This is a genomic window from Streptomyces sp. NPDC026206, from assembly GCF_040638465.1.
GTDB lineage: Bacteria > Actinomycetota > Actinomycetes > Streptomycetales > Streptomycetaceae > Streptomyces.
In genome coordinates this window covers 46,747-59,588 of sequence record NZ_JBEZYL010000024.1, presented here as the reverse complement: position 1 = coordinate 59,588, position 12,842 = coordinate 46,747, and the positions used below count along the sequence as shown (strand labels likewise).

The 12,842-nt window shown below is 70.9% G+C and carries 12 protein-coding genes; all 12 read right to left on the bottom strand.

Annotated elements, in window-relative coordinates; all coding sequences use genetic code 11:
* Window positions 1–95: 95 nt before the first annotated feature.
* The 12 genes from AB0F13_RS25650 to AB0F13_RS25595 all read right to left on the bottom strand — a co-directional run bounded on the left by AB0F13_RS25650 (window position 96) and on the right by AB0F13_RS25595 (window position 12,681).
* On the bottom strand, window positions 96–2,645 hold the full coding sequence (locus AB0F13_RS25650; RefSeq protein ID WP_362086792.1) for a bifunctional (p)ppGpp synthetase/guanosine-3',5'-bis(diphosphate) 3'-pyrophosphohydrolase: 2,550 nt from the start codon (window positions 2,643–2,645) through the stop codon (window positions 96–98).
* Window positions 2,646–2,815: 170 nt separating this feature from the next.
* Entirely contained in the window at window positions 2,816–3,382 is a 567-nt protein-coding gene (locus AB0F13_RS25645; RefSeq protein ID WP_362086789.1) for an adenine phosphoribosyltransferase, read from the bottom strand.
* The gene (gene secF, locus AB0F13_RS25640; protein ID WP_362086786.1) at window positions 3,379–4,521 is read right to left on the bottom strand and encodes a protein translocase subunit SecF; all 1,143 of its coding nucleotides are present in this window, start codon (window positions 4,519–4,521) and stop codon (window positions 3,379–3,381) included. Before secF ends, AB0F13_RS25645 begins: the two co-directional genes overlap by 4 nt.
* A gap of 1 nt (window position 4,522) precedes the next feature.
* A complete protein-coding gene (gene secD, locus AB0F13_RS25635) occupies window positions 4,523–6,310 on the bottom strand; it encodes a protein translocase subunit SecD (RefSeq protein ID WP_362086783.1) in 1,788 nt (595 codons plus the stop codon).
* A 149-nt stretch (window positions 6,311–6,459) separates the two neighbouring features.
* A complete protein-coding gene (gene yajC, locus AB0F13_RS25630) occupies window positions 6,460–6,948 on the bottom strand; it encodes a preprotein translocase subunit YajC (RefSeq protein ID WP_362086780.1) in 489 nt (162 codons plus the stop codon).
* A gap of 230 nt (window positions 6,949–7,178) precedes the next feature.
* Window positions 7,179–8,201 carry a Holliday junction branch migration DNA helicase RuvB gene (gene ruvB / locus AB0F13_RS25625; RefSeq protein ID WP_362086777.1) on the bottom strand — a complete coding sequence of 341 codons (1,023 nt, stop codon included), beginning with the start codon at window positions 8,199–8,201 and terminating at the stop codon, window positions 7,179–7,181.
* Between the two features lie 104 nt (window positions 8,202–8,305).
* Window positions 8,306–8,920 carry a Holliday junction branch migration protein RuvA gene (gene ruvA, locus AB0F13_RS25620; RefSeq protein WP_362086774.1) on the bottom strand — a complete coding sequence of 205 codons (615 nt, stop codon included), beginning with the start codon at window positions 8,918–8,920 and terminating at the stop codon, window positions 8,306–8,308.
* Window positions 8,917–9,468, bottom strand: coding sequence for a crossover junction endodeoxyribonuclease RuvC (ruvC, locus tag AB0F13_RS25615; protein ID WP_362086771.1), 552 nt, complete (start codon window positions 9,466–9,468; stop codon window positions 8,917–8,919). The genes ruvA and ruvC overlap by 4 nt, the downstream gene beginning before the upstream one ends.
* A gap of 126 nt (window positions 9,469–9,594) precedes the next feature.
* Window positions 9,595–10,347, bottom strand: coding sequence for a YebC/PmpR family DNA-binding transcriptional regulator (locus tag AB0F13_RS25610; RefSeq protein ID WP_362086769.1), 753 nt, complete (start codon window positions 10,345–10,347; stop codon window positions 9,595–9,597).
* A gap of 62 nt (window positions 10,348–10,409) precedes the next feature.
* Window positions 10,410–11,018, bottom strand: a complete 609-nt coding sequence (gene pdxT / locus AB0F13_RS25605) for a pyridoxal 5'-phosphate synthase glutaminase subunit PdxT (RefSeq protein WP_362086766.1) — start codon at window positions 11,016–11,018, stop codon at window positions 10,410–10,412.
* Window positions 11,019–11,099: 81 nt separating this feature from the next.
* The gene (gene pdxS, locus AB0F13_RS25600) at window positions 11,100–12,008 is read right to left on the bottom strand and encodes a pyridoxal 5'-phosphate synthase lyase subunit PdxS (RefSeq protein ID WP_362086798.1); all 909 of its coding nucleotides are present in this window, start codon (window positions 12,006–12,008) and stop codon (window positions 11,100–11,102) included.
* 130 nt (window positions 12,009–12,138) lie between these two features.
* Window positions 12,139–12,681 carry a hypothetical protein gene (locus tag AB0F13_RS25595; protein WP_362086763.1) on the bottom strand — a complete coding sequence of 181 codons (543 nt, stop codon included), beginning with the start codon at window positions 12,679–12,681 and terminating at the stop codon, window positions 12,139–12,141.
* Window positions 12,682–12,842 lie beyond the last annotated feature (161 nt).

Here is a 12,842-nt window from a genome sequence, read left to right as displayed (position 1 = left end):
GGAGTTCGGCGGCTGATACCGCACGCTGACCGACATGCGTAAGGGGCTCCGGCTATAGCCGGAGCCCCTTACGCATGTCGGTCGGCGTGCGCCGTCTACGGTCTGCGGGCCGAGGTCACGCGGTAGACGTCGTAGACGCCCTCGACGCCGCGCACCGCCTTGAGCACGTGCCCGAGGTGCTTGGGGTCGCCCATCTCGAAGGTGAAGCGCGAGGTGGCCACCCGGTCCCGGGAGGTCTGCACGGCGGCCGAGAGGATGTTGACGTGCTGGTCCGACAGGACCCGCGTGACGTCCGACAGCAGCCGGGAGCGGTCCAGCGCCTCCACCTGGATGGCGACCAGGAAGACCGACGACTGCGTGGGCGCCCACTCGACTTCGAGGATCCGCTCGGGCTGCTGCGAGAGCGAGTCGACGTTGACGCAGTCGGCGCGGTGGACGGAGATGCCGCTGCCGCGAGTGACGAAGCCGATGATCGGGTCGCCCGGCACCGGGGTGCAGCAGCGGGCCAGCTTGACCCAGACGTCGTCGACACCCTTGACGACCACGCCCGGGTCGGCACTGGAGCGCCGCTTGGAGCGGCCGCGGATCGGCGAGGCCTCCTCGATGTCCTCGGTGGCCGCGTCCTCGCCGCCCAGGGCCTGGACGAGCTTTTGCACCACTCCCTGTGCCGCGACATGGCCCTCGCCGATGGCGGCGTAGAGCGAGGAGATGTCGGGGTAGCGCATCTCGTGCGCGAGGGTGACCAGCGAATCACCGGTGAGGATGCGCTGGATCGGCAGGTTCTGCTTGCGCATGGCGCGCGCGATGGCGTCCTTGCCCTGCTCGATGGCCTCGTCGCGGCGCTCCTTGGAGAACCAGGCACGGATCTTGTTGCGGGCGCGCGGGGACTTCACGAAGCCCAGCCAGTCCCGGGAGGGGCCCGCGCCGGCCGCCTTGGAGGTGAAGACCTCCACCAGGTCGCCGTTGTCGAGGGTCGACTCGAGCGGGACGAGCCGGCCGTTGACCCGCGCGCCTATCGTGCGGTGGCCGACCTCGGTGTGCACGGCGTAGGCGAAGTCCACGGGGGTGGCACCCGCGGGGAGCGCTATGACGTCGCCCTTGGGCGTGAAGACGAAGACCTCGTTGCGCGAGAGGTCGAAGCGCAGGGACTCCAGGAACTCTCCCGGGTCCTCGGTCTCCTTCTGCCAGTCCAGCAGCTGCCGGAGCCAGGCCATGTCGTTGACGGTGTCCTGGTTCTTGCCCGCGTTCTTCGGTACGTCGGTGCGGACCTTGGACGCTCCGGCGACGGCCTCCTGCTTGTACTTCCAGTGCGCGGCGATGCCGTACTCGGCGCGGCGGTGCATGTCGAAGGTGCGGATCTGCAGCTCGACGGGCTTGCCGCTGGGCCCTATGACCGTCGTGTGCAGCGACTGGTACATGTTGAACTTGGGCATCGCGATGTAGTCCTTGAACCGCCCCGGGACCGGGTTCCACCGGGCGTGGACGGTGCCGAGCGCCGCGTAGCAGTCGCGGACGGTGTCGACGAGGACGCGGATGCCCACCAGGTCGTAGATCTCGGCGAAGTCGCGGCCCCGCACGATCATCTTCTGGTAGACGCTGTAGTAGTGCTTCGGGCGGCCGGTGACGGTGGCCTTGATGCGGGCGGCGCGCAGGTCGGCCTGGACCTCGTCGGTGACGATGGCCAGGTACTCGTCGCGCTTGGGGGCCCGCTCGGCGACGAGGCGGACGATCTCGTCGTACATCTTGGGATAGAGGATCGCGAAGGCGAGGTCCTCCAGCTCCCACTTGATGGTGTTCATGCCCAGCCGGTGCGCCAGCGGGGCGTAGATCTCCAGGGTCTCGCGGGCCTTCTTCTCCTGCTTCTCCCGCTTGAGGTAGCGCATGGTGCGCATGTTGTGCAGGCGGTCGGCGAGCTTGATGACCAGGACGCGCGGGTCCTTGGCCATCGCGACGACCATCTTGCGCACGGTCTCTGCCTGGGCGGCCTCGCCGAACTGCACCCGGTCGAGCTTGGTGACGCCGTCGACGAGGAGGGCGACCTGGTCGCCGAAGTCACGGCGCAGGTCGTCCAGGCCGTACTCGGTGTCCTCGACGGTGTCGTGCAGCAGGCCCGCCATCAGGGTGGCCGGATCCATGCCGAGCTCGGCGAGGATGGTGGTGACGGCGAGGGGGTGGGTGATGTACGGGTCGCCGCTCTTGCGCTTCTGGCCGCGGTGCCAGCGCTCGGCGACCTGGTAGGCCCGCTCGATCTGGCGCAGGGTCGTGGCGTCGGCCTTGGGATCGTTTCCGCGGACGATGCGCAGCAGCGGCTCGAGCACCGGGTTGTAGGGGCTGGAGCGCTGTACGCCCAGACGGGCGAGGCGGGCGCGTACGCGGCTGGAGGAGCCGGGGCGGGGCGTGGAGCCCGGCGGGGGCGTGGGGCGGGCGGGTGCCGCGGAGGAGGGCGGCTGCTGCGGGCGGGCCGGCTGGGGCTGCCCGGTGGCCTTGGGGGACGGTCCGTCCCCGCTCTTGGGCTCGCTGCGGGCGCCGGAGGCGGGCTCGGGGGCGTTGCCCGGGCGGCCCGTGGGCGTGCCCGCGGCCGCCGCGGCCTCGGGAGACGGCTTGTCCTGTTGAGCGGCGGTGAGCGGCTGGACCTCGTCTGGCAAGAGCACTCCTCATGCGTTCCGGCCCCCCGTTCAGGTCCGGACTGCCATGGTATCGATCCCGGCCACCGGACCGCCGCGCGCCCGGCCAGTGCAGGGGCGCGACACCTCGCACAACGCCGAACGGGCACCGGGTGTTTCCCCGGTGCCCGCCCTGTGGTCGCGTGCGTGCGTCAGACCGTGATCAGTGCCTCCAGGGGGGCGCCCCGCAGGGCGCCCTCCAGGCGCTCACGGCCGGGCAGGAAGCCCAGCTCCATCAGGACCGCGACGCCCGCCACCTCGGCGCCGGCGCGGCGGATGAGCTGCAGCGATGCCTCGGCCGTGCCTCCGGTGGCCAGCACGTCGTCGATGACGAGCACCCGGTCGCCCGCCTCCAGCGCATCGGCGTGCATCTCGATCTCGGCCGTGCCGTACTCGAGCTCGTACGCCTGGGCCAGCGTGGCGCCCGGCAGCTTGCCCGCCTTGCGTACGGGCACGAAGCCGAGCCCGGCGCGGACGGCGACGGGGGCGGCCAGGATGAAGCCCCGTGCCTCCAGGCCGACGACCTTGGTGGCGCCGTAGCGCTCGCAGAGCTCGGCGAGGGCGTCGGTGAGCGCACCGAAGGCCTCGGCGTCGGCGAGCAGGGGGGTGATGTCCTTGAACGTCACGCCCGGCTTCGGGTAGTCCGCAACGTCGTGGATCCGGCTGAGGAGCAGCTCCCGCAGCTCCTGGTCGGCGCCCGTGGCGCGCGCGGCGGTCATCGGCGCTTGCCCGACGGGCGGCCGCGGCCACCGCGGTTACGGGCGGCCGCCTGGCGGCGCTGGCCGACGAGGCCCGTGGCGGAGGCGTCCTGCGACTCGTCGCCGTCCTCGTAGTCCTCGTCGGTGAAGTCCTCGGGCTCACCGGAGGACTCGCCCGCCCCGGCCTTGGCGGCGTCGGCCGCGCGACGTGCGCGCACCCGCTTGGCCAGGGCCTTCATCTGCGGCTCGCGCTCCTTGAGGTCGGCGACCAGCGGGGTGGCGATGAAGATCGAGGAGTAGGCGCCGGCCGCGAGGCCGACGAAGAGGGCGAGCGAGATGTCGTTGAGCATGCCCGCGCCGAGGAAGCCGCCGCCGATGAACAGCAGGCCGGCGACCGGCAGCAGCGCGACGACCGTGGTGTTGATGGAGCGCACCAGGGTGCTGTTGAGGCTGCGGTTGGCGATCTCGCTGTAGGTGAAGCGCGTCTGCTTGGTGAGGTCCCTCGCGCCCTCCTTGAGACCGTCGAAGACGACGACGGTGTCGTAGAGGGAGTAACCGAGGATGGTCAGCAGACCGATCACGGTGCCCGGTGTGACCTCGAAGCCGACCAGCGCGTACACGCCGACGGTGATGGTGAGGTCGTGGATCAGCGCGACCAGGGCGGCGAGGGCCATGCGCCATTCGAAGGCGATCGCCAGATAGATCACCACGAGGATCATGAAGACCCCCAGGCCCGTCCACGCCTTGTCGGCGATCTGGTCACCCCAGCTGGGACCGACGATGTCGGTGTTGACCTTGTCCAGCGGGACGTCCAGCTTCTTGGCCAGCGCCTCCTGGGTCTTGCGCGACTGCTCGGTGGTCAGCTCGCTGACCTGGACGCGCAGCGTGCGGTCGCCGAGCTTCTGGACGACGGCGGTGTGGCCGGAGGCCTCCTCCGCCGTCAGCCGGGCCTGGGTGGCGGAGACGGAGGTCTTGGGCGTGGTGAAGACCGCGCCGCCGGAGAACTCGATGCCCATGTTCAGGCCGCGCACCGCCAGGCCGACGATGGCCGTGATGGTGATGAGGATCGAGATGCCGTACCAGATCTTCCGCTTGCCGACGAAGTCGTAGCCGACCTCACCGCGGTACAGCCGGGCGCCGAGAGTGCCGAGTCGCGACATCTCACGCCTCCTTCGGGTCGACGGGGGCGGAGGGGCGGCGGCGGGAGGCCCGCAGCGGCGGCTTGACGCCGAGCCGCGTGGGGTCCAGACCGGACCAGGGGTGGCCGCTGGCGAAGAACGGGCGGCGGGCGAGGAGCGTCATGAGCGGCTTGGTGAAGAAGAAGACCACGACGACGTCGAGCAGCGTGGTCAGGCCGAGGGTGAAGGCGAAGCCCTGCACCTTTCCGACGGTGACGATGAAGAGCACCGCCGCGGCGAGGAAGGAGACGAAGTCGGAGACGAGGATGGTGCGGCGGGCGCGCGGCCAGCCACGCTCGACCGACGGGCGCAGGCTGCGGCCCTCTCGGATCTCGTCCCGGATGCGTTCGAAGTACACGATGAACGAGTCCGCGGTGATACCGATCGCGACGATGGCGCCGCAGACGGCCGGCAGGTTCAGCGCGAAGCCGATGGCCGTACCGAGCAGGACCATGATCGTGTACGTGAGGACCGCGGAGACGGCGAGGCTGGCGAGGGCTACGAGCGCGAGACCCCGGTAGTACGCGATCAGGTAGACGATCACGAGCGCGAGGCCGATGGCGCCGGCGATCAGGCCGGCCCGCAGCTGCTCACCGCCGAGCGCGGCGGTCACCGTGGTCTCGGTGACCACGTCGAAGGAGAGCGGCAGGGCACCGAAGGACAGCACGTTGGCCAGGTCCGTGGCGCTCTGCTGGGTGAAGCCGCCGGAGATCTCCGCCTGTCCGCCGCCGATCGAGGAGGAGACGGAGGGGTCGGAGACGACCTCGCCGTCGAGCACGATCGCGAACTGGTTCTGCGGGGCGGGCTTGGCGGCCAGCTGGCCGGTGACGTCGGCGAACTTCTTCGCGCCGGAGGAGTTGAACTTCAGCTGGACGATCCAGCCCTTGCCGCCCTGGCTGTCGAAGACGGCGGCGGCGCTGGTGACGCCGGTGCCCTCGACGGCCACCGGGCCGAGGATCTCCTTGACCGTGCCGTCCTTGCGGCAGGCGACGACCGGGTCGGTCGGCTTGGCGTTGGCGGCGGCCTCGTTCGCGGCGGAGCGGCTCTCCTTGGTGGAGCAGTCCAGGGCGTCGAGCTTCTTCTGCAGCGCCGCCATGTCACCGGTGGCCGGGGCCGGCGTCGGCGAGGGCGCCTTCTTGTCGTCCTTCTTCTCGTCCTTCTTGCCGGACGAGGAGGCGGAGGCGCCCGGGGTCGCGTCGGCCTTGTCCGCCTTCAGGGCGTCGGTGACGGGACGGCCCTGGGTGCTGGCACTGGCCGAGGGGGAGGGGGAGCCGGAGGACTTGTTCTTGTCGTCCTGCTTGCCCTTGTCGCCCTTGTCCTTGTCGGCCGAGGCACTGGGCGTGGGCTCCGGGGTCTTGACGCCGGCGGTCGCCGTCATAACGGGCCGGAAGGCGAGCTGGGCGGTGGTACCGACCTGCTGGCGGGCCTGCTTCGCGTTCGTCCCCTTGGGGATGTTCACGATGATGTGCTTCTCGCCCTGCGTCTGCACCTCGGCCTCGGTCACACCGAGACCGTTGACACGACGGTCGATGATGCCGACGGCCGTGTTCATGTTGGTGGGGTTGATCGCGTTGGGCCTACCGGGCTGGTTCTTGGCCTCCAGCGTGAAGCTGGTGCCACCCGCGAGATCGATACCCAGCCGGGGCGTGGTGTGCCCGGAGGCGAACATCCCCCCGGCGAGCGCCACCATGGCGATCAGGATCAGGGCCAGGACTCGGCCCGGCCTGCCCTGGCCGCCCGGGGACCTGCGGCCCTTCTTCGGTGCTGCCACCTTGTCGTTTCTCCCTGTCCAACCGTCCGGCGTCGGGTGTTCGCCGGGCGGCCACGAAGTGTTGTGGGGACCTGCCCCCCGCCGGAGCCTAGACCGTAACGGAACCGCGGCGCACCGCTCGGTGGGTGCTCCGCGGTTCCGGGAAGGGGCTACTTCGCGTCGGTGTCGCCGTCCCGCTTGGCGTCCTTTGTCTCCGCCTCGGTGACATCACCGGACTTGTCGGACTTTTCGTCCTTGTCGTCGGCGGCCGTGGCGGTGTCCTTGCCGAGGTCGATCTTCTTCTCGGCCGGGGCATCGGCGTCGGTCGCGGTCAGCGACGAGGCGTCGTCCGGAACGACCGTGCTCTCCTCCGCCTCCAGGCCGTGGACGATGCGGTTGTACTCGGCGTCCTCGAGGACGGCACCGATGGCGTTCTTCGCGTAGATCGCGTGCACGCCCGGGGCGACCTCGAGGAGGACCGTGTCCTCGTTGATCTCCTTGACGGTGGCGTACATGCCGCCGATCGTGCGGACACCGGTACCGGGCTGCATGTGGTCACGCATCTGCGCGGCCTGGCGCTGCTTGTTCTTGGCCGACCGGGTCATCAGGAACATGGCCCCGATAAGCACGATGAACGGCAGGAGAGTCACGATATTCACGGGACGGGGTTTCCTTCACACGACCGCTGGGGATGCGGCCTGGTCTACGGGGGTGGTATGCCGCACAAATACGGACGGCATCGGCGGAGTCTAAGCGAGTCCGCACCTATGGAACAACGCCCAGCATGGCACCGTGGTTCCTGAGCGGACCAGCCCACGCGCCGTCACTCCCCGAAGAGGACGTGCGGCTGCCTGCCGTCCGCCCCATGCCCGCCGGGACCGCTCCCGCCCTACTGGGGCGGGGTGAGCCCGAGGTGCGTCCATGCCGCCGGGGTGGCGATCCGGCCCCTGGGCGTACGGGCCAGGAGCCCCTCCCGCACCAGGAACGGCTCGGCCACCTCCTCGACCGTCTCGCGCTCCTCGCCCACCGCGACGGCCAGCGTGGAGAGCCCGACGGGGCCGCCGCCGAACAGCTTGAGCAGGGCCGTGAGGACCGCGCGGTCCAGCCGGTCCAGGCCGCGGCCGTCGACCTCGTACACCTCCAGGGCCTGTTCGGCGATCTCCTGCGTGACCACACCGTCCGCCTTGACCTGGGCATAGTCGCGCACCCGGCGCAGCAGGCGGTTGGCGATGCGGGGGGTGCCGCGCGAACGGCCGGCGATCTCCGCCGCGCCCTTCTCGTCGATCTCCACGTCGAGCAGCCGGGCCGAGCGGTGGACGACGCGCTGGAGCTCCGCGGGGACGTAGAACTCCATGTGCCCGGTGAAGCCGAAGCGGTCGCGCAGCGGGGGCGGCAGCAGGCCGGCCCGGGTGGTGGCGCCGACCAGGGTGAAGGGCGGCAGCTCCAGCGGGATGGCGGTGGCGCCGGGGCCCTTGCCCACGACGACGTCGACCCGGAAGTCCTCCATGGCCATGTAGAGCATCTCCTCGGCGGGCCGGGACATGCGGTGGATCTCGTCGAGGAAGAGCACCTCGCCCTCGGCGAGGGAGGAGAGGATCGCCGCGAGGTCGCCGGCGTGCTGGATGGCGGGGCCGGAGGTGATGCGGATCGGGGCGCCCATCTCGGCCGCGATGATCATCGAGAGGGTGGTCTTGCCGAGGCCGGGTGCACCGGACAGCAGGACGTGGTCGGCGGTCGCGCCGCGGGCGCGGGCGGCCTTCAGGACGAGGTCGAGCTGCTGGCGGACGCGCTCCTGTCCGATGAACTCGCCGAGGTCCTTGGGGCGCAGCGCGACCTCGACGGCCTGGTCGTCGGTGTCGGCGGCGGCGCCGACGACGCGCGTGGCGGGGGTGGACTCGTCGTCCCAGTTCACGGGTGAAACCTCACGGTTGGAATATTCAGCCCGTCCGGCGTTCGAGGACCGGGGTCCGGGGCGGAGCCCCGGTTACGGGAAGGGGCGGGAAGGGGAGAGACCGGTCAGCGCGCCCGGTTCAGCGTCTGCAGGGCGGCCCGGAGCAGCTGGCCGACCTGGGGTGTCCCGCCCTGCGCGGCGACCGCCTCCGCCTGCGGGGCGACAGCTGTCACGGCCTCCTCCGCCTCACGGCCCGCGTAGCCGAGGCCGACGAGCGCGGCGTGCAGTTGCTCGCGCCAGCCGGAGGCGGCCGCCTGGGCGCCGGCGGCGGAGCCGATGGGCTCGCCGAGCCGGTCCCGCAGCTCCAGCAGCAGCTTCTGCGCGCCCTTCTTGCCGATGCCCGGCACGGCCGTGAGCGCCTTCTCGTCACCGGAGGCGAAGGCGCGGCGCAGGGCGTCGGGGGTGTGCACGGCGAGCATGGCCTGCGCGAGCCGGGGACCGACGCCGCTGGCGGTCTGGAGCAGCTCGAAGGTCTGCCGCTCGTCGTCGTCGGCGAAGCCGTAGAGGGTCAGGGAGTCCTCGCGGACCACCAGGGAGGTGGCGAGCCTGGCGTGCCGGCCAACACGGAGCCCGGACAGGGTGTTCGGCGTGCACTGGACGGCCATGCCGATGCCGCCGACCTCGACGACGGCGGTGTCCGGGGCGACGGCCGCGACCGGACCGGAGACGAAGGCGATCATCGGGTGCCCTTCGGGAGGCGTACGGGAGCGGTGGAGCGGCGCTGGGCGTCGGCGAGTTGCTGCAGGCGGCCGGCTGCCGGGGCCCGCCAGATGTGGCAGATGGCCAGGGCCAGGGCGTCGGCGGCGTCGGCCGGCTTGGGCGGGGCGTCGAGTCTCAGCAGCCGGGTGACCATGGAGCCGACCTGGGCCTTGTCGGCCCGGCCGGAGCCGGTGACGGCGGCCTTGACCTCGCTGGGGGTGTGCAGGGCGACGGGCAGTCCGCGGCGGGCGGCGCACAGCATGGCGACGGCGCTGGCCTGGGCGGTGCCCATGACCGTACGGACGTTGTGCTGACTGAACACCCGCTCCACGGCGACGTATTCGGGCCGGTACGTATCGAGCCACTCCTCGATGCCGCGCTCTAGGAGGACGAGGCGCTCGGCGGCCTCCGCCTCCGAGGGGGTACGCACGACGCCGACACCGACCATGCGCAGCGGACGGCCCGCGGCGCCTTCCACCACTCCGACGCCGCACCGTGTCAGCCCCGGGTCCACGCCCAGCACCCGCATTGCGCCCCTCCCTTCGATCACCTGCCCGGGCAGGCTATCGGCTGCCACTGACAACGGCCGCTCATGCCGACGGGCCGGCGGGGGGTGAGTCCCCGCCGGCCCGTCAGCCGACCGCTGTGGCGGGGCTTACGCGTCGACCTTGGCCATGACGTCGTCGGACACGTCGAAGTTGGCGAAGACGTTCTGCACGTCGTCGCTGTCCTCCAGCGCGTCGATCAGCTTGAAGATCTTGCGGGCGGCTTCCTCGTCGAGCTCCACCTGCATGGTGGGGACGAAGTTGGCCTCGGCCGAGTCGTAGTCGATGCCTTCCTTCTGGAGCGCGGTGCGGACCGCGACCAGGTCGGTGGCCTCGGAGATGACCTCGAAGGACTCGCCGAGGTCGTTGACCTCCTCGGCACCGGCGTCCAGGACCGCGCCGAGCACGTCGTCCTCGGTGAGCTCGCCCTTGGCGACGATGATGACGCCCTTGCGGTTGAACAGGTACGACACCGAGCCCGGGTCGGCCATGGAGCCGCCGTTGCGGGTCATGGCGACGCGGACGTCGGACGCGGCGCGGTTGCGGTTGTCGGTGAGGCACTCGATGAGCACGGCGACACCGTTCGGCCCGTAGCCCTCGTACATGATCGTCTCGTAGTCGGCGCCACCCGCCTCGAGGCCCGCACCACGCTTGACGGCGGAGTCGATGTTCTTGTTCGGCACCGAGCTCTTCTTCGCCTTCTGGATGGCGTCGTAGAGGGTCGGGTTGCCCTCGATGTCGGCGCCGCCCATGCGGGCCGCGACCTCGATGTTCTTGATCAGCTTCGCGAAGAGCTTGCCGCGCTTGGCGTCGATCACGGCCTTCTTGTGCTTCGTCGTAGCCCATTTAGAGTGGCCGGACATCCGCCTGTCTCCTTCGCGTAACCAAATTAGAAACGAACGACAGAGATCCTACCGGGATACCGCTAGCCCGCGGCGCGCACCATCTCCACGAACATGGCGTGCACCCGGTGATCGCCGGTGAGTTCCGGGTGGAAGGACGTGGCCAGCACGTTGCCCTGCCGGACCGCGACCGTGTGACCGTCGTACCTGGCGATCACATCGGCCGCCGCACCGACGGACTCCACCCACGGGGCGCGGATGAACACGCCCTCGACGGGGCCGCCTTCGACGCCGGTCATCTCGACCGCCGCCTCGAAGGACTCGTTCTGCCGGCCGAAGGCGTTGCGCCGCACGATCATGTCGATGCCGCCCAGGGTCTCCTGGTCCTCGCGCCCGTCCAGGAGCTTGTCGGCGAGCATGATCATGCCGGCGCAGGTGCCGTAGACGGGCATCCCGGCCCGTACCCGCTCGCGCAGTGGCTCCAGCATGCCGAAGGCCACCGCGAGCTTGGACATGGTGGTGGACTCGCCGCCGGGTATGACCAGGCCGTCGACCTCGGCGAGCTCCTCGGGGCGGCGGACCGGCCGGGCCAGGGCGTCGGCCGCGGCGAGGGCCACGAGGTGCTCGCGGACGTCACCCTGGAGGGCGAGGACGCCGATGGTGGGCGTAGCAAGGGGGGCAAGGGGAGCCACGGGGTGCTGCCTCTCAGATCTGTGACGCGCGGTGGGCGGTTAGCGGTGCACCGCTAACCGCCCACCCGGGAACAACGTGCGTTACCAGCCGCGGTTGGCGTAGCGCTCGGCCTCGGGGAGGGTGTCGCAGTTGATGCCGACCATGGCCTCACCGAGGTTGCGGGAGGCGTCCGCGATGATCTTCGGGTCGTCGTAGAAGGTGGTGGCCTTCACGATGGCGGCGGCACGCTTGGCCGGGTCGCCGGACTTGAAGATGCCGGAGCCGACGAAGACGCCCTCGGCGCCGAGCTGGCGCATCAGCGCCGCGTCGGCCGGGGTGGCGACGCCACCGGCGGAGAAGAGGACGACGGGCAGCTTGCCGAGCTCGGCGACCTCCTTGACCAGCTCGTAGGGGGCGCGCAGGTCCTTGGCGGCGGCGTAGAGCTCGTTGTTGTCGAAGCCGCGCAGCTTGGCGATCTCGTTCTTGATCTGGCGCAGGTGACGGACGGCCTCCACGACGTTGCCGGTGCCGGCTTCGCCCTTGGAGCGGATCATGGCCGCGCCCTCGGCGATGCGGCGCAGGGCCTCGCCCAGGTTGGTGGCGCCGCAGACGAAGGGGGTGGTGAACGCCCACTTGTCGGAGTGGTTGACCTCGTCGGCGGGGGTGAGGACCTCGGACTCGTCGATGTAGTCGACGCCGAGGGACTGCAGCACCTGGGCCTCGACGAAGTGGCCGATGCGGGACTTGGCCATGACCGGGATGGAGACGGCGCCGATGATCTCTTCGATCATGTTCGGGTCGGACATCCGGGCCACGCCGCCGTCCTTGCGGATGTCGGCGGGCACCCGCTCCAGGGCCATGACCGCAACGGCGCCCGCGTCCTCGGCGATCTTCGCCTGCTCGGCGTTGACGACGTCCATGATCACGCCGCCCTTGAGCTGCTCGGCCATGCCTCGCTTGACGCGCGCGGTGCCGGTCTCGGGGTTGTGCGTGGTGGGGGTGGACACGATGTGACCTCACTATCAAGGGCGGTGATGCTGCAGCGTCATCAAACCCACTGCAGGCGGACCGGAAAAAGGGCCAATTCGAGGTGAGTGGCTTGTCCGCCCGGCGCCTTCGACGTCAGCGGCATCGCCGGGGTCAGTTGCCGGTCCGGTCGCCGAGCACCGCCGGCGGCTCGTCGTCCATCTCGAAGGCCATGGGAAAGGGCGCGTGGCCCGCCAGCCGGAACCAGCGCACCGTGCGGTGCCGGCGCAGCGCCCGGGCCGCCCGGACCGCGTCGTTGTGGAACCGCCGCGCCATCGGCACCCGGCGCACGGCCTGGGTCAGCTCCTCCAGCGACTCCTCGCCGCCCGGCGCCGCCCGGACGGCATCGACCTGCGGGGCCTCTCCGAAGACCGCCCGCAGCGCCTGGCTCAGCTCGCTCTCGGCGACCTCGCGGTGCTCCTCCTCGGCCTGCCGGGCGGCATGCGCAGCCTGGTAGAGCACGATCGAGGCGGCCGGATCGAGGATCCCGGCGGTGGCGAGCTCCTGGGCGACCGAGGCACGCCGCAGCAACTGGGCGTCCAGGGCGGCGCGGGCGGCGTCGATACGGCTGTGCAGCCGGTCCAGACGGCCCGCGGTCCAGCTCAGGTAGACGCCGATGACGACCAGGGCGGCCGCGATCCAGATGAAAGTGGTCACGCGGGGTCACGTTACCGCTCGCCGTGGGGCCGCTCAGTGCCGCAGGCTCCACCCGGGGGTGGAGGCGGGGTGGAGAACGGCCGGCGACGAACCCACCCTGGCTCCGATCCGTCTCCACCCGCCCGGCCCCTAACGTCGGAGCAAGACGCCGGACCGCCCGA